This is a genomic window from Ensifer sp., assembly GCF_035999135.1.
Taxonomy (GTDB): Bacteria; Pseudomonadota; Alphaproteobacteria; order Rhizobiales; family Rhizobiaceae; genus Ensifer.
This window is the reverse complement of record NZ_DASYGZ010000049.1, coordinates 33,362-50,048: the sequence shown is the minus strand read 5'-3', so window position 1 is coordinate 50,048 and position 16,687 is coordinate 33,362. Positions and strand designations below refer to the sequence as shown.

Genomic DNA, 16,687 nt, shown 5'->3' with positions numbered 1-16,687 from the left:
AGACTTCTCGATGAGCAGAATGGCCATGAACGCCCTGGGACAACCCGTTTATTACAGCGGAAGCTCGACGGCATGGTTTTCCGCGACCGGATCCGGCCCGACCCTTCACGGTACGCCCGGCAACGATTCCCTCTGGGGTGACAGTTCCGTCGATGTGACGATGATCGGCGGCACGGGTGATGACATCTATTACCTCTATTCATCGACAAACCGGGTGGACGAGGCTCCCGGCGAAGGAATCGACACGATCAATACGTGGATGAGCTACACCCTTCCGGAAAACGTCGAGAACCTGTCCGTTACCGGAAGCGACCGGCACGCATTCGGCAACGGTGCCGACAATATCATGACCGGTGGTTCGGGCAGCCAGACAATCGATGGTCGTTCAGGCGATGACGTGCTGATCGGCGGCGGCGGTGCCGATACCTTTGCGTTCGAGCGTGGAAATGGCAGCGATCTCATCGCCGATTTCAGTTCGAATGACACCGTTCGCCTTCAAGGCTACGGGCTCTCCTCGTTCCAGCAGGTTCTCGCCAGCGCGGTTCAGGAGGGCGATGATCTCCGCCTCGATCTCGGCAACAGCGAAAGTCTCATGCTTGCCGATACCACGGCCGACGAGCTGCATCAGGACCAGTTCAAGTTGGGTCTCGACCGGTCCGGCTTGACGCGGACGTTCTCCGACGATTTCGACACGCTTCGGTTAACAGGCGGCGCTGGTGGCGCCTGGGACGCGAAATACTGGTGGGCTCCGGAAAAGGGGGCAACGCTGACCGGCAACGGCGAACTGCAGTGGTACATCAACCCGAGCTACCAACCGACGGCGTCCGCCAACCCGTTTTCAGTGGAAGACGGTGTGCTGACGATCACTGCAGAGCAGGCCTCGGGATCGGTCCAGGCGGAGATCAATGGCTATGATTACACATCCGGCATGCTGACGACCTATTCGTCGTTCGCCCAGACCTACGGATATTTCGAGATGCGGGCCGACATGCCGGACGATCAAGGTGCCTGGCCTGCCTTCTGGCTGCTGCCTGCGGACGGCTCCTGGCCACCGGAACTCGACGTCGTGGAAATGCGCGGTCAGGACGAAAACACCGTCATCACCACGGCCCACTCCAATGAAAACGGATCGCACACAATGAGCCGCGACGCGGTTGAGGTCGCAGATACCGAAGGGTTCCACGAATACGGCGTGCTTTGGACGCAAGACGAGATCGTCTGGTATTTCGACGATGCCGAGATCGCGCGCACAGACACGCCCGCTGACATGCATGAGCCGATGTACATGCTTGTCAATCTCGCCGTCGGTGGGATGGCCGGCACGCCGGATAGCGACTTCGTCGATGGGGCTGAGATGAAGATCGACTATATCGAGGCATACTCGCTGGACGCCGATTGGTACCTCTAGGCAGACGAAGCGTGCACGGGGATCGGCAGGGTTGCCGATCCTCTCGGATACGGAGCGCGGGGCGCGCCTCCGCTGACCGATCCTGGTTCTCGCCTCCCTGATCGCGCTTGCCGTCTCCCACAGCATGCGCTTGCCAGAACGCGGGGTGCCGCGCGACCTTGATGGCTTGAAGGTCACCATCGTATCGGCGCCATCAGACCTTGGCGGGAGATTGTCCATGCTCCTGACAGGGGGCTTCCTAAACCTTGGCATCGCTCGACCGACGCTTCCGTTCAGTACTCGGCTCGGTCGATCGGGCGCAATCTCCTCGGCGACCGCGACCGCTTCCTCTGGGTTCCAGGGCCCTGGGAGTACCGACCTTCGTTATCAGACTGAATTTGCCCCGGATGAGATCGCCTTCGAGAAGGAAGACGCCATGATCGTCTGTTCGTGCAATGTGTTGAGCGATCGGGACGTCCGCTCCGCCGTCGAGGCGGGGCAGCCGAGTTCGATCAGCCAAGTCTATGGTTGTCTCGGTTGTACCGCCAGGTGCGGCCGCTGCGCGAGAATGATCCGCCGCCTTGTCGACGAGACGCTGGCAATGGCCCGTGGCGGCGACTGCGCTCGATCTTACAACCTCGCCCACGATCCTTGCGGTCCCGCGGATACCGCGACGCAATCATCAAGCAACGATTGTCACCTGGGCAAAGCGGCGACAACGCCATCCGTTGCGTGCCGACTGGCCGCGTCGTGAGTGCAGCCTCTGCTCGCCGTGGGTACAAGGCCGAGTGGCAGACAAGCCGATTTTATCGCACAATCGGTGGGCTGCTCCTGCTTGGCATCCTCACCGGCTGTATCGCACAGCACGAGGTCGCGACCGATCGCGCTCTAGCGCCGTCGCTAATGGAGCACACTCGGGAGGTTCGGCCGCGCAAGAGTTCCGGAGCCTTCGATCTGCTCTACGTGACCGACCGGGCACCTGTCACAGGTTCGGACGGTACGCTGTCCTATGGCGCCGAAAGGGCCATATTCCTCGGCTTCGGCACTGTATCGATCGTGCCGACCGGCAGTTCCCCCAACGGCAAAAAGGAGTTCAGTGTCGGTCGAAAATTCGAATTGGGGCGGTTTCCGGCGACGCCATACGGCGTCGTGGGGTCAACCGCCGGGCTGCGCCGCACGCCGGCGGCGGTTGCAGCGCATGGGCAGGCGGCCACCTTGCTACGGGCCGAAGTCGCGCGTCATATGGCGACAGCCAAACGCAAGGAGGTCGTGGTCTTTATCCACGGATACAACAACAGCTTCGACGATGCGGCGCGCACCACGGCCGAGATTTGCAGATCGCTGCAGAACCAGTTTGCCTGCATCGTCATGACATGGCCTGCCGGCGGCAAGGGCGGCTCGTTCTTTGGCTACAACATTGACCGCGAGTCGAGCGAGTTTGCAGTTGCCGACTTCAAGAAGGCTATTCGCATCATCGCCGAGGCCAAAGGCGTCGAGCGGGTTCACCTCTTGGCCCATAGCCGCGGAACCGATGTGCTCGCGAGCGTCGTTCAGCAACTCGCCATCGAAGCCTATGTTAGCCGATCCTCGCTTTGGCAGCGCTACAAGATCGCCAACGCGGTATTTTTCGCGCCTGACATTGATCTGGATGTTGCGTCATCCAAGTTGTTCGCATGGGTATCGGACCCGGACCTCGCCTTTGGCGGTGAAGCAAGGCCAAGCCGGTTACCGCCCCAGGGCGCCATGCACCTGACCGTTTACTCTTCGCCCGGGGACAAGGCCCTGAGTGCATCGACGCTTCTATCCGGCAGCGTCCTGCGGCTGGGCCAGCTCGATGTCGAAAAACTACCGAAGGACAGGCGCGAGGCGGCATCCAGATGGGGAGCGTCCCAGATGGGCAGACTGGTCGACTTCATCGAGTTCGACGGGGGCACCAGCTTCATCGGCCACAGCTACTTTTCCGACCCGGCCGTCAGGGCGGACCTCGTGGCGCTCATTCGCGACCGGGCGAAAGCCGGCGATCCCCGACGTCAACTCGTCGAAGTCAAGCGACCTTTCTGGAGGATATCGCATGCCCGCGAGGCTCCGCGGTCTTTGTCCCAAGATTGACCGCCGATGACGCGCCTTGCCCCAAAAGCGGCTCCTTGCGCATGATGTCGTCGGGAGCCACGCTCGGGGGGGGGCGGCGGTCGAAGGACAAAGCACGCAGGAATTCGAAGGTCGACGGCGACCTCCGCGCAACCCCACTGGCTCTATCCCGGAAGATCGAGGCGGAGTGCGCGCGGCACAGGTGCCGGCAAGGGTCGAGCTGGACCAATTTGTGGTAAGCTGCGCTGACGTGCACCCCAACGGTAAGCCCAGATGATGATGGTAGATGCCATACCCAGCGCTGCCTGTTCGAGACTGTCGTTGTCCGGCAGGAGGAGAAGGCAATGACGCGCGTCCTGTCGCATCCTCCGCAATTCTGGCACTTCGCGGCGTTCTTTGCCGCCTATGTCCTCGGGTGTGGCTTCGCGCAGGCGCTTGCAATCGTGCCGGGAACCGGTATCTCGATCTGGCCCCCGAGCGGGCTCTTCATGGCGACGCTTGTCTTTACCGCAAGGCGCAGTTGGCCGTGGTGGGTCGTGGGTGGCCTTCTGTCGGAACTGTTCGCCAATGTCTTATGGTTCCACAACCCGCTGCCTGTCGCCATCATGATCAATGCCGGCAACGCCCTTGAAGCCGTGGTTGGCGCATGGCTCATAACAAGGGCCTGCGGGCAGACGGTTCGGCTGGAATCCTTGCAGGAGGTGCTGGCCCTCGTAGCCCTTGGCGCCGGAATTGCACCAGTCGCAAGTGCCACAGTCGGAAGTGCGACACTTGCCTGGTTTGGCACGCAGTCGTTCACCGCAGCCTGGCCGCTGTTCTGGCTCGGAGACGCTACCGGGGTGCTGATCGTCATGCCGCTTGCGCTCGTTGTGTTCCAGAACTGGCGGGTCCACACACGCCTCCAGGATGCGCGCTGGATCGAAGCATGCGTCCTCGGAATGATCTTTCTCGGTGTCTCCGCCCTGTCCTTGAGCGGTCACCTGGCCTCTGCCTACGTCGTCATGCCGCCGCTGCTCTGGGCCGCAGTACGCTTTGAGTTCAGAGGTGCGGCGATTTCGTTGGCGCTTCTCGCCCTGATCACCGTGGTCTTCACCATTTCCGGCGCCAGCCAGTTTGTCGGTGATCCGGAGACGCAGCGGCAAGAGCAGGTGATGCTGCAATTGTTTCTGGTCATCTCGGCATTTTCCGTGCTCATCGTGGCCGCCATCTCGAGGCAGCACCACCAGGCGCTGCTCGCGTTGGGCCAGCGGGAACGGCAGCTGCATCGGATGATCGATACGCTTCCTGTCCGGATCTGGAGCGCGACGGCCACAGGTGACACGTTGTATTTCAACAAGCGGTACCAGGACCATTTCCGAGCGATACCGAATTTCGAACCTGCCCAGGCCAAACGTATCGAGCGACTGGTTCAGGAACTTGCCCATCCCGACGACGCTCCCGGTATGCTGGAGGCCTTGCGGCACAGCTTCGAAACCGGAAATCCCTCAGTTATGCGGTTTCGCTGGCGCGAGAAGGGCGGAGACTATCGTTGGGCGGAATGCCGGGTGGAACCTCGACGCGACGACGACGGAACCATCGCCGAATGGTACGGCGTTTCCATCGATATCGATGATGAAATGCGTGGGCAGCAGGCCCTGCACGATCGGGAGCGCGAATTGTCGACGCTCGTGGATATGATCCCCAGCCACCTCTGGCGCGTGACGCCGGAAGGCGAGACGACGCTGGCCAACAGGCACATGGCGGAGTTTTTCGGCTTGAACATGGAAGACAGGCAACAGCTGGATGACGTGTTCAGCAAGATGTTTCATCCGGATGACGCGGATGAGGTCTGGGACGTCTTCGAACGCTGCCTGCGGACGGGCGAACCATTTTCCATGAATTACCGAATGCGCCGGCACGACGGCGTATATCGCTGGATGTCTGGCCGTGCGGTGCCGATGCGAGATGAGGACGGAGGTATCGTGCAGTGGTTTGGCCTTTGTCACGATATCGATGACCAGGTGCACGCGGAAGAGGGGTTGCGTCGGGCTTCCGACAAGCTTGCGCGTGCGACACAGGCCGCGAGCCTGGCGGAGCTTTCGGCATCCATCGCGCATGAGGTGAACCAGCCGCTGGCGGCTATCGTCGCCAACTCACAGGCCTGCCACCGCTGGCTGTCGGCCGAGCCTCCAAACGTCGACCGAGCAAAGGTCACGACCGAGCGGATCACCCGCGACGCCAATTCGGCTTCCGACGTCGTACGGCATATTCGCGCCCTCTTCAGCCAGGCGGAGAACGTGAGGCTGCCGGACGACATCAATCGCCTGATCAATGAGGTCTGCCGTCTGATGGCCGGCGAGTCCACGGCAAAAGGCACGCGCATCAAGCTCAATCTCGAGTCCGGCCTGCCGCCCGTCGTGCTCGACAGAATCCAGGTCCAGCAGGTGCTCGTGAACCTGATACGGAACGGGATCGAGTCGATGGACACTGTCGCCGATGTGACAAGGGTGCTTCAGATACGCTCTCGCCAAGACGAGCCTGGCGCCGTTCGCATAGAGGTACGCGATGCCGGGATGGGTTTCGCCGACACCGAGCGTGCGTTCGAGCCGTTCTTCACGACGAAACGGAACGGGATGGGGATGGGGCTTGCGATCTGCCGTTCGATTGTCGAGACACACGGCGGACGCCTCTGGACCGCGAACAACCGGACAGGGGGAGCGACCGTGGCATTCACGCTTCCATGTGCGGTTATCGAGGCGCAGGCGGGCGATGTCGGTGGGCTTGAGAGGGCTCACTCCGCGGGCGTTTCCCAAGCGTGATGGTGGAATGGCGGCACGCATGCGCGGCCTCGGTCGCGAAAGGGGGCCGACCAGGCCGAAACCGTGGAGCTTAGGGTCATGCCAGGACGTTATCGGCGGGCGAGCCCTGTGGTCGTTCTTCAAGTCCGCGGTTGACGAGAAGGGTAAGTCCCCAGGCCGCGATGGTCAGAACGATGCAGAGCGCGGCGAGCGCACCATATCCTGCGGCCTCGATCACGGCGCCGCCAACCACCGGACCGGCGGCGAAACCGATTAGATAGGCCGATCCCGCCGCGGCCGCCCAGCGGCCGTTTCGGTCGAGTGCCGCGGCCATGCCGAACAGATACGGAATCGAGAAGTAGTAGACGACGCCCGATCCGACGAGGGCGACGACATAGGCGGTCGGATTGCGCGAGAGACATAGCGTCAGCGAGATCAGTATGAAGGCGACGCAGAAGCCCGTTATGGGAATTGTCCGTCCCCAGCGAATGTTGAGCGTCGTGGCGACGCCCGCGCCCACAAGGCCCACCAGCGTCATGATCGTCAGGGCGTAGCCGACGGCGCGCGCGTCGAGCCCCGCCCGTTCACCAAGCGGTGCGCTAAACGCGTAGATTGCGGCGGATGCGGTGAGGTACAGGGCGATCGCCGCAAATGTCATGATGCCGCGTAGCGGAGAGGTGTCAGCCTTTTCCGCGGCAGCGCGGGCGCCCGGCTCTGTGCGGATATGCCGAAGCAGCAGCAGCAGAGGCGCAATTGCGAGCGTCAGACCTGCAGCAAGCGCGAGGATACCGCGATGCGCGAAGGCGACAGTGAGCTCACCGGCAACCGGGAACAGGGCAACGCTGCCCAGCGCCCAGACGATCTGGAAGTATCCATAAACCCGGTCCGGGTTGCGGAACTGGGAGGCGACAATGGAAAGGGACACCGCGTAAAGCAGGCCTTCGCCGATGCCGGCCAGGCCACGCAGAACAATGAGCGACGCCCACGAGGTACTGAAGATCGACGCCCCCTGGGCAAGGAGTACCAACCCCACGGCAAGGAATCCGACGCGTCGATAGACGAGCCGGGGCAGGATGGGCGCCACGATGATCGCGGTGACCGCGAGCAAGACAAACTCGACGGAAACGATTAGGCCGGCGTCGCGCTCGGATAGGGACAGCCCGTCGATGATGCCGCCGATCATGAAAGGCGACAGCTGCAGAACGAGCCCGCCGATGACCTGGGCCGCAATCGCACCGATCGCCAGAGACATGTGGATTTGGGACGTCTCAGGATGGGAGGCAGCCACGATCTTCTCTCTCCATGACGACCACCCTCGCATCCCGCAACGGAAGATTCAGCCGTTGGCATCGACGAATTGAGACCTGCCAGCCTTGTGGCTCCGATGGGGTCTACGGGCACCTGTGCGCCGGCGTCGGCTGGAGCGCAGTTCCGCACCCCGCGATCTTATCATCGGGGCGGTCAGCGAGTCGATCATGACAAGTTGCGCGACCTTGAACGACCGGAATCGTTGTCTTGTCGGAAGTCTACGGCCGCTCCCTTCACGCGCATGCCTCGCGCAGGCGCTGGTTCGGTAATCAGATCCAGACTCGTTGCGAGCATAGGTGTGCCGCTCGACCATCGAACGTGACGTGTTTGGCAGGAACAAGCCGGCGGGTGCGGCCGTTCGAGCACGCCGTTGAAACACCGATGGTTTCCCGGACAGCTCGCATCATGCGGTCGGTGTAGACACCCTATGCGACGGTGTAATGGCGGATCGGCGAGGGCCAGCCTAGACTCCGCCGCAGATCGCGAGCAAGCGGCTGATGGCGACCTTGCAGCCGCTAGGTGCCGGCCGGGCATGTGGCCGATGGCGACCTGGCTCTGCCAATGATTGATAATATTCGAGGCCCCATGGCAACCGACCGGAAATCAAAGCCGAACGTTTCTTCCAGCGGCGGATCCGTGCTGCTTGGCCCGCAAGATGGCGGGAACCGCGACGTGGACCCTCTTCAGGGCGAGGTCGTCACCATCATCAACCCTGTTGCGAAGCCGAAGACGGGCAAGAAGATCGCCGGCTTGCTTGTGTGCCTTGCAGCGGTGGTGACCGCGGCCGGCGGATGGGTTTGGGCCCGTTCGGGCGATACCGCGTCAACCGACAACGCCTATGTGCGGGGTGACGTCACCGCACTTGCGCCGAAGATCTCCGGCTATGTCACGCACGTGGAGGTTCTTGACAACCAGGCGGTCGAGGCGGGCGACATCCTGTTTCGGATCGACGATCGGGATTATCGCGCCCGCCTTGCCCAGGCCGTGGCAAATGTCGAGGCGGCCAATGCCCGGCTTGCCAATGTCGATGCCGAGGTGCTGCTTCAGGACAGCCTCATCCGGCAGGCCGAAGCCCAGCGTCTTGCGGCGACGGCCGAACTGGATCTCGCAAACAAGGCGTCCGAGCGGCGGCGACATCTCATTCGCAGCAATGCCGTAAGCCAGTCCGATGTCGACGAAAGCGATTCCGCGCGGGCGCGGGCCGAGGCGAACCTCTCTGCGGCCTCGGCAACGGTCAAGGCGCAGCAGCAACGCACCGCCGTGCTCGCCGCCCAGCGTCAGGCCGCGGTCGCTGCCGTGGCGCAGGCCAGGGCGGCTGGTGATCTTGCCCAGATCGATCTCGACAGCACCGTCGTTCGTGCGCCGGTCGGCGGCGTGGTGGGCAACCGCCAGGTTCGCGTCGGCCGGTTCGTCGCACCGGGCGTGTCGCAGCTTGATGTCGTTCCGATCCATGATGTCTGGCTGGTGGCGAACTTCAAGGAAACGCAGCTTGAGCACATCCGGCCGGGCCAGAGCGTTCGCATCACGGTCGACGGCTACCCGCACGAGACGCTGGAGGGCGTCGTCGACAGTTTTGCGCCCGGAAGCGGCTCGGCCTTCAGCCTTATTCCCGCCGACAATGCGACCGGCAACTTTGTTCGCGTCGTCCAGCGTGTTCCCGTCAAGATTCGCTTTACCGGCAATCCGCTGCCCGGCCGCCTCGTGCCCGGCCTTTCCGCCCGTGTCGAAGTCGACCTCGGACGCAGGTCATGACCACTGTGTTTGCGGCAGTGCCTGATCGCGGCCGTTCGATGGCAGGGCCGTTCTTCGTCACCGGCATCGTTCTGGCCGCCCTGACCGAGGCGATCGCCAGCACCGTGCTCGCCCTCGGTCGCGCCGACATGATCGGCGACACCTATGCCACGCCCGACGAGTTCGCTTGGCTGGACATCGGCTATACCGCGCTCAAGCTGATTGGGTTCATGGCGGCAGCCGGGTTGATGGAACGGATCAGCCCACGCAGCCTGATCCTTGGCTCGGTTCTCGTGATGGCGGCCGCCTGCGCCATCGCCACGGTGACCACACGTCTGGACCTGCTGGTCGCGCTTCGGCTCGTGCAGGGTTTTTCGGGCGGCATCCTGCTTGTCACGGGCCAGGCGGCGATCTTTCTCGCCTATCCGGCGTCCCGCCAGCCGTCCCTGCAATGCCTGTTCGCCATCGGCTCCGTCGTCGCTCCCGCGACGGTTGCGCCCGCAATCGAGGGCTGGCTGCTCGACAACCATTCCTGGGCCTGGATCTTCTTCTGCGTCGTTCCCGTCGCGCTGGCGGCAGCGGGGCTCCTGATCGCCGCGGACGACCCGATCCCGGCGAGAGCCTCGCGCCGTCCTTTCGACTGGATCGGCTTCGCCCTTCTCGCCGTCACCCTCTTCTGCCTCACCTATGTCTTCAGCCAGGGCAGCCGTTGGGACTGGTTCGAGCAACCGCACCTCCTGTGGCTGGCGGTGATCGCTGCCGTCGCGTTGCTGGCGTTTCTCGGTCGCGAGGTCGTGGCCGCAGGCCGCGGTCTGATCGATGTCTCTCTGTTTGCGTCGGCGGATTTTTCCTTCGCCTTCATCGTGAGCTTCGTTGCCGGAGCCGCGCTGTTCGGCAGCGCCTTCCTGATCCCGTCTTTTGCCGTTTCCGTGCTCGCCTTCACGGCCACCGACGCCGGTCAACTTCTGCTGCCGAGCAGCGCGATGTTCGTCACGGCCCTGCTTGTTACGGCCATTCTCGTGCAGGTCTTCGGCGTCCCGCCCTTTGCCACCGTGCCTTTCGGCATCCTGATGATCATGACGGCGATGTGGATGCTGTCCGGCTCGAGCAGCGAGAGCGGCGCGCAGGACATGATGGCGGCGATCCTGTTGCGCGGGGCAGGCCTCGGCTTCCTGTTTCTTTCGATCACGCTGATCGCCTTCGGCAGGCTCGACGAGCGCAACCTTGCTGCAGGGATCGGCCTTTTCAACAGCGGCCGTCAGCTCGGAGGCCTCATGGGAGTGGCAGGGCTGCAGACACTGATCGACCACGCCGTGGCCGCAAACACGGCCGTTCTTGGCGCCAGCATAACGGCGGGAGCGCCGGCCGTCGTCGATCGGCTGGCCGTCACGACGGCCATGTTCGGTGCGAAGGGCCTCGACGCTGTTGCGGCCGGCCGGGCAGCAACGAGCATGCTCGGCCGGACCGTGACTGGCCAGTCGACCGTCATCGCCTTCGACACGGCCTTCGCCGCCGTCGCGCTTCTCTTTCTCTTTGCCGCACCCGTGCTGGTGGCGATCAAGGTCGGGCTCGCTAAGCGCGCCAACGCTGCGTCGGTTGCCACCGGATGATATCGACACCAGGGCCTCGCCGTGTGGCGTTGATCGCGTCCGGCTATTCCATTCGTCTCTGGAGAATTCCCCTGCGCCCGCTTTCTTGTAACGAGCAATCTTCTTGAGACCGCATCTCATGGTTTTCCATAGGATGCGGCGAAGAGACACCGTTGCTAAGGTAGGAAAAAGATCACCAGCCCGCAGATCGATGACGATGACGCGAGACTAGGCAGGAGACACCCATGCGCGTTTGGTCGGATCGCCCCGCACTCTCCCACCTGGCGATCTTCTTTGCCGCCTACGTCCTGGGCTGTGGTTTCGCCCAGGCCTTGGCGATCATACCTGAGACGGGGATCTCGATCTGGCTTCCAAGCGGGCTTTTCATTGCTACGCTCTGCTTGGCTCCACGACGCAGCTGGCCACAATGGGTGCTGGCCGGCCTTCTGGCGGAACTGCTTGGCAACTTGTTGTGGTTCCACAATCCGCTGCTTGTCGCCATCCTGATCTTTGCCGGCAACGCGCTCGAAGCCCTGGTCGGTGCATGGCTCGTCACCCGCTTCGTGCGGGTGACGAGGCTGGATTCCTTGCAGGAGATGCTCGGGCTCATCGCGCTGGGTGCCGCAATCGCACCGGTCGTCGGTGCGACGGTTGCCGGCGCGACACTTGCCTGGTTCGGCATGCAATCTTTTTCAACGGCTTTCCCGCTATTTTGGCTCGGAAACGCCTCCGGGGTCCTGATCGCCGCGCCTCTTCAATTGGCGCTGTTCCAGGATTGGCGAAGCGGAACCCGTCTTTCGCAACCCCGCTGGATGGAAGCGTCGGCCGTAGGGCTCGCGTTGCTGAGCATCGCGGTTTTCTCCCTCGGCGATTACCTTCCCTTTGCCTATCTGATCATGCCTCCGCTCCTGTGGGCCGCCGTGCGGTTCGAGTTCAGGGGGGCCGCCGCCAGCCTTGCTCTCATCGCGATGATTGCGGCCGTGTTTGCAATCTCCGGCAAAACCCAGCTTGCCGGCGACCCCGGATCCCAGACACTCAGGCAGATCATGCTGTATCTCTTCCTGGCGGTATCGGCAGTTTCTGCGGTCATTGTCGCTGCGATATCCCGGCAATACCAGGCAGCTTTGTTTGCATTGAGCGAACGCGAACGGGAGCTGTCGCAGCTTGTCGACATGGTTCCCGCCTATATCAGGCGCCTGACCCCCGAAGGAAAACCCGTCTTCTTCAACAAGCGGTTGACGGACTTCCTCGGGGTGAGCCTGGAGGAGATAAACGCCATCGACGGGGACCGCCTGGAGCCGGCCGTCAAGAACTATGTCCACCCGGATGAGGCGACGGAAGTTGAGGCCGCGATCCGCCGCGGGGTCGCCACCGGCCAGGCCTATAGCCTGAAGTATCGCATGCGTGGCATCGACGGGGTGTATCATTGGATTGAGACCCGCGCCGAGCCGCTGCACAATCCGGATGGAACGATCGCGCAGTGGTATTCGGTCTCGATCGACATCGACGAGCAGGTGCGCCTTTACCGCGAGCTGGAGGAGCGAGAAGGCAAGATCCGGCGATTGATCGATTCCGATATTATCGGGATCGTGTTCTGGGACCTCGACGGACGCATTCTCGAGGCCAACGACGCGTTTCTCCGGATGATCCAATACGAGCGCAAGGACCTGCAGGCGGGACTTCGTTGGTTTGATATGACCCCTTCCGAATGGCAGAAAGTGCATGCCCGCGACGAGGCTGAAGAACTGATGGCGACGGGCAAGATGCAGGCCCGCGAGAAGGAGTACTTCAGGAAAGACGGCAGCCGGGTGCCTGTCCTGATCGGGGCCGCCTGCTTCGAGGGGCAGTCCACGCAAGGGGTGGCCTATATTCTCGACCTGACCGAGCGCAAACGGGCGGAAGCAGCACTCAGCGAGAGGGAGCGTTTCCTCTGGCAGGTCGTCGAGACGTTGCCGGCGATGGTCGACTGCGCTGCACCGGACGGTGAGCCGATTTATCGCAATCAGCGACTCCGAGAATTTCTGGGGTACAACCTCGATGCATTGGACGGAACCGGAAAATCCCGGTTGGCCGGGACGCTCGACGCCGGCGTTCATCCCGACGATCTGGAGGGCGTCAAGACGAACTATGCCCACTCGCTGTCGACCGGCGAGCCCTATGCCCGCAGGCATCGCCTGCGACGCTTCGACGGGGAGTATCGCTGGGTGGAGACGCGCGCCGCCCCCATGTACGACGCGGAAGGGGCTACGGTGCAGTGGAATGTCGTCTGTCTCGACATCGATGGCGAGGTTCAGGCGCAGGAAAAGCTGCGACAGGCGCAGGAGCGGCTGTCGCGTGCGAGCCAGGCGGCGAGCCTTGCGGAACTCTCGGCTTCGATCGCCCATGAGGTCAATCAGCCGCTTGCGGCGATCGTCGCCAATTCGCATGCCTGTCACCGCTGGCTGATGGATACACCCCCGAACCTGACGCGTGCGAAGATCACGGCGGAACGCATCATTCGCGATGCAAACTCGGCTGCCGATGTCGTGAGCCGCATTCGGGCGCTGTTCAAGCGCTCGACGGGGACGAGAAGCGGGGCGGAACTGGGCAGTGTCGTGGCCGAGGGGCTGGGTCTTGCGGCCGACGAAATCGTGCGGCGCGGCGTTCGCGTCAGCACGGACATCGAGAGCGGTCTTCCCCTTGTCTCGATCGATCGGGTCCAGATCCTGCAGGTTCTCGTCAACTTGATGCGCAACGGCATCGAAGCCATGGATGCGACGAGCGACGCACGCCTGCTTGGCCTGCGCGTGCATCGCGCGGGAGATACGATCCGGGCGGAGATCAGCGATAGCGGACCGGGGATCGCGTTTCCCGAGAAGATTTTCGAGCCGTTCTTCACAACCAAGGAGCATGGCATGGGCATGGGGCTGGCGGTCTGCCGTTCCATCGTCGAAGCCCACGATGGACGGCTCTGGGCGGAGAGCAACGAACCGCATGGCGCGACGTTCATCTTCACCCTGCCTGCAGAAGCGAAGGTTGCGGCATGACAGAAGATCATATCGTCTTCATCGTCGACGACGATCACCGAATTCGCGAGGCGCTGGGCGAGCTGCTTGCCTCGCACGGCATTCGCGCCAAGGCGTTTGCATCGGCCGGGGACTACATCCGTTTCAAGCAGCCAGACCTGCCCGCTTGCCTGATCCTCGATGTCGAGTTGCCGGATATCAATGGCTTCGATCTGCAGCGCCAGATCGGCGAAGGAGACCATCCGCCGATCGTGTTCATCACGGGACACGGCGATATCCCGTCATCCGTGCGGGCAATCAAGCGCGGTGCCGTGGATTTCCTCACCAAGCCTTTCAGCGATGCGGATGTTATGGCCGCGATCGCAACGGCGCTTGATCAGGACCGGAAGGCGAGGGCGGACCGTGCCGATCTCAACGCCGTCAGGCGTCGCTATCTCGAACTCACGCAACGCGAACGTGAAGTGCTGCCGCTGGTCGTGAGTGGCCTGCTCAACAAGCAGGCCGCCGCCGAACTCGGGATCAGCGAGGTCACCCTCGAAGTTCACAGAAGGAACGTGATGCAGAAAATGGCGGCCGCTTCGTTCGCTGATCTCGTGCGCTTGGCAGAGCGCCTGGAGATCCCGATCACGCATTCGCGCAGGACAGGAGGGAACGGATCGTGAGCAAGAAAAGCCCTGTCGTGGCGGTCGTCGACGACGATCCGAGATTGCTTGAATCCCTGGAAGATCTTCTGGAGTCGGCCGGACATGTCGTGTGCAGTTTTCCCTCGGCGGAAGCGCTGCTCGTCCATGGGCTGTCGGATCTGGACGTCCTCATCACCGACATCGGAATGCCCGGGCTGAACGGCCTTGAACTTCGCGATCTGGTTGTGAAGGATCGCCCGGAGCTTCCGGTCTTCCTGATTACCGGCCGTCATGAGATCGCGGATCGACTGCGCGCCGGCGGCGTTGGCCGGCTTTTCTGCAAACCTTTTGATGGACCAGCGCTTCTCGCCGCCGTCGGCAGCGCCTTGTCGGATGGAGAAAAAGGAGAAAGATGATGAAAGCTGAACAGCCACTCATGCGAACGTCGATGTCCATGTCATCGCAACGGGCACATGAACGGGAACTTCCTCTCGTCATCATCGTCGATGACGACGCATCCGTTCGGGAGGCGCTCGAAGAGCTGATCCTGTCGGCGGGGTTGCGACCGGTCTCATTTGCGTCGATCCGTGAATTGCTCGATGCGGACGTCCTGGACCGTCCAGGCTGCCTCGTTCTCGATGTGCGCATGCCGGGAGCAAGCGGTCTGGATCTGCAGCATCACCTGGCCCGGGCGGGAAACCCCAAACCGATCATCTTTCTCACCGGGCATGGCGACATTCCCATGTCCGTTCAGGCCATGAAGGCCGGCGCCGTCGATTTTCTCACCAAGCCTGCGCGTGATCAAACGCTGCTTGACGCCGTGGCCGCGGGCATTGCCATCGACGCAGAGCAGCGCGCGAAGGCTGCAGTGGTCAAGCGGAATGTCGAGCTGTTTTTGACGCTGACGCAGCGCGAGCGCCAGGTTCTGCGCGAAGTCGCGCGTGGACGGTTCAACAAGCAGGTCGCTTACGACCTTGGCATCAGCGAAGTCACGGTCAAGCTGCATCGCGGCAATGCCATGCGCAAAATGGAAGTAGCCTCGATCGGCGAGCTGATCCGTTCCTGGGAAACGCTTCCCGTCTCTATCCGCGAGGGCGCTGTGACGCAGTCGGTGGCGTAGGGCCGGGCAGAAGGCCGACGCTTCAAAGCTCAGTTGTAGTCCTTTGCCGTGGACCGGCCGTCTTTGGCATCGCTTGGCCGCATCTGCCGCCCACTTGGTCGCTTCGTCCCGAACGTCTGGCTTGGTGGTTGATCGCCGGCCGAAGGGGCGCGGCCGGCGATCGGGCTCTCGCCAGGGGACGACGGGAGCCTAGGAACGGACGAAGGCGAGCAGGTCAGGATTGATCGTTCCGGCATGTGTCGTGCACATGCCGTGCGGGAGTTTCTCGTAGATCTTCAAGGTTCCGTTCTTGAGGATCTTTGCGGTGAGGAGGGCAGAGTCGGCGATCGGAACGATCTGGTCGTCGTCGCCGTGCATCACCAGAGTCGGCACGTTGATCGCCTTCAGATCCTCGGTAAAGTCCGTCTCCGAGAAGGCTTTGATGCCCTCGAATTGTGCCTTGGCCCCACCCATCATGGCTTGCCGCCACCAGTTATCGACGACAGCTGAAACGGGTTTGGCCTCCGGCCGGTTGTAGCCGTAGAAAGGACCGCTCGCGAAATCGCGGTAGAAGTGTGCTCGATTGCCGGCAAGCGCCGCGCGCAATCCGTCGAACACGTCGATCGGCAGCCCGCCGGGATTGGCCGGGGTCTTCACCATGATGGGCGGAACGGCGCCGATCAGAACGAGTTTCGCGACGCGGCCTTGCGGCTGACCGTACCGCGCGACATAGCGGGCGGCCTCGCCACCGCCGGTGGAGTGGCCGATATGGACGGCATTGCGCAGGTCGAGATGCTCCACGACAGCGGCGGCGTCCGCGGCATAGTGGTCCATATCGTGGCCGTCGCTCACCTGCGCCGAGCGGCCATGGCCGCGTCGGTCGTGGGCGATCACGCGGTAGCCCTTGTCGAGAAAATAGAGCATCTGCGTATCCCAATCGTCGCCGCTCAGGGGCCATCCGTGGTGGAAGACGATCGGTTGGGCGCTCTTGGCTCCCCAGTCCTTGTAGTAGATTTCCGTACCGTCCTTGGTGGTTACAATGGTCATCGTCTCTGTTCCTTTGAGAGGGATTGTCATGTC

At 62.7% G+C, this 16,687-nt stretch carries 12 protein-coding genes; 10 read left to right on the top strand and 2 right to left on the bottom strand.

Annotation, left to right across the window (positions count from 1 at the left end; genetic code table 11):
• Positions 1-10 precede the first annotated feature (10 nt).
• The 4 genes from VGO12_RS05235 (at position 11) to VGO12_RS05220 (ending at position 6,273) form a co-directional block, all read left to right on the top strand.
• The gene (locus VGO12_RS05235; protein WP_327511662.1) at positions 11-1,408 is read left to right on the top strand and encodes a family 16 glycosylhydrolase; all 1,398 of its coding nucleotides are present in this window, start codon (positions 11-13) and stop codon (positions 1,406-1,408) included.
• 415 nt (positions 1,409-1,823) lie between these two features.
• A complete protein-coding gene (locus VGO12_RS05230; protein WP_327511686.1) occupies positions 1,824-2,141 on the top strand; it encodes a (2Fe-2S)-binding protein in 318 nt (105 codons plus the stop codon).
• Entirely contained in the window at positions 2,138-3,496 is a 1,359-nt protein-coding gene (locus tag VGO12_RS05225) for an alpha/beta fold hydrolase (protein WP_414650679.1), read from the top strand. The genes VGO12_RS05230 and VGO12_RS05225 overlap by 4 nt, the downstream gene beginning before the upstream one ends.
• 323 nt (positions 3,497-3,819) lie before the next feature.
• Positions 3,820-6,273, top strand: coding sequence for an MASE1 domain-containing protein (locus VGO12_RS05220; protein WP_327511661.1), 2,454 nt, complete (start codon positions 3,820-3,822; stop codon positions 6,271-6,273).
• A 76-nt stretch (positions 6,274-6,349) separates the two neighbouring features.
• Here the strand turns inward: VGO12_RS05220 and VGO12_RS05215 are convergent, their stop codons facing one another.
• A complete protein-coding gene (locus VGO12_RS05215) occupies positions 6,350-7,540 on the bottom strand; it encodes an MFS transporter (RefSeq protein WP_327511660.1) in 1,191 nt (396 codons plus the stop codon).
• A gap of 722 nt (positions 7,541-8,262) precedes the next feature.
• On the opposite strand from VGO12_RS05215, the gene VGO12_RS05210 reads away from it, so the two are divergent.
• The 6 genes from VGO12_RS05210 to VGO12_RS05185 all read left to right on the top strand — a co-directional run bounded on the left by VGO12_RS05210 (position 8,263) and on the right by VGO12_RS05185 (position 15,628).
• On the top strand, positions 8,263-9,312 hold the full coding sequence (locus VGO12_RS05210; RefSeq protein ID WP_327511683.1) for an HlyD family secretion protein: 1,050 nt from the start codon (positions 8,263-8,265) through the stop codon (positions 9,310-9,312).
• Positions 9,309-10,901 (top strand): MFS transporter, encoded by a 1,593-nt coding sequence (locus tag VGO12_RS05205; protein ID WP_327511659.1) that lies wholly within the window; start codon positions 9,309-9,311, stop codon positions 10,899-10,901. Before VGO12_RS05210 ends, VGO12_RS05205 begins: the two co-directional genes overlap by 4 nt.
• Before the next feature lie 224 nt (positions 10,902-11,125).
• Positions 11,126-13,906 carry an MASE1 domain-containing protein gene (locus VGO12_RS05200; RefSeq protein WP_327511658.1) on the top strand — a complete coding sequence of 927 codons (2,781 nt, stop codon included), beginning with the start codon at positions 11,126-11,128 and terminating at the stop codon, positions 13,904-13,906.
• The gene (locus VGO12_RS05195; RefSeq protein WP_327511657.1) at positions 13,903-14,547 is read left to right on the top strand and encodes a response regulator transcription factor; all 645 of its coding nucleotides are present in this window, start codon (positions 13,903-13,905) and stop codon (positions 14,545-14,547) included. The genes VGO12_RS05200 and VGO12_RS05195 overlap by 4 nt, the downstream gene beginning before the upstream one ends.
• The gene (locus tag VGO12_RS05190) at positions 14,544-14,924 is read left to right on the top strand and encodes a response regulator (protein WP_327511656.1); all 381 of its coding nucleotides are present in this window, start codon (positions 14,544-14,546) and stop codon (positions 14,922-14,924) included. The genes VGO12_RS05195 and VGO12_RS05190 overlap by 4 nt, the downstream gene beginning before the upstream one ends.
• Entirely contained in the window at positions 14,924-15,628 is a 705-nt protein-coding gene (locus tag VGO12_RS05185; RefSeq protein WP_327511682.1) for a response regulator transcription factor, read from the top strand. Before VGO12_RS05190 ends, VGO12_RS05185 begins: the two co-directional genes overlap by 1 nt.
• A gap of 189 nt (positions 15,629-15,817) precedes the next feature.
• Here VGO12_RS05185 and VGO12_RS05180 read toward each other — a convergent pair whose 3' ends face one another.
• Positions 15,818-16,654, bottom strand: coding sequence for an alpha/beta hydrolase (locus VGO12_RS05180; RefSeq protein WP_327511655.1), 837 nt, complete (start codon positions 16,652-16,654; stop codon positions 15,818-15,820).
• Positions 16,655-16,687: the final 33 nt, after the last annotated feature.

Coding starts and splice junctions, on each gene's coding strand:
- VGO12_RS05235 (WP_327511662.1), top strand. CDS start 11: ATGAGCAGAATGGCCATGAACGCCCTGGGACAACCCGTTTATTACAGC.
- VGO12_RS05230 (WP_327511686.1), top strand. CDS start 1,824: ATGATCGTCTGTTCGTGCAATGTGTTGAGCGATCGGGACGTCCGCTCC.
- VGO12_RS05220 (WP_327511661.1), top strand. CDS start 3,820: ATGACGCGCGTCCTGTCGCATCCTCCGCAATTCTGGCACTTCGCGGCG.
- VGO12_RS05205 (WP_327511659.1), top strand. CDS start 9,309: ATGACCACTGTGTTTGCGGCAGTGCCTGATCGCGGCCGTTCGATGGCA.
- VGO12_RS05200 (WP_327511658.1), top strand. CDS start 11,126: ATGCGCGTTTGGTCGGATCGCCCCGCACTCTCCCACCTGGCGATCTTC.
- VGO12_RS05195 (WP_327511657.1), top strand. CDS start 13,903: ATGACAGAAGATCATATCGTCTTCATCGTCGACGACGATCACCGAATT.
- VGO12_RS05185 (WP_327511682.1), top strand. CDS start 14,924: ATGAAAGCTGAACAGCCACTCATGCGAACGTCGATGTCCATGTCATCG.
- VGO12_RS05180 (WP_327511655.1), bottom strand. CDS start 16,654: ATGACCATTGTAACCACCAAGGACGGTACGGAAATCTACTACAAGGAC.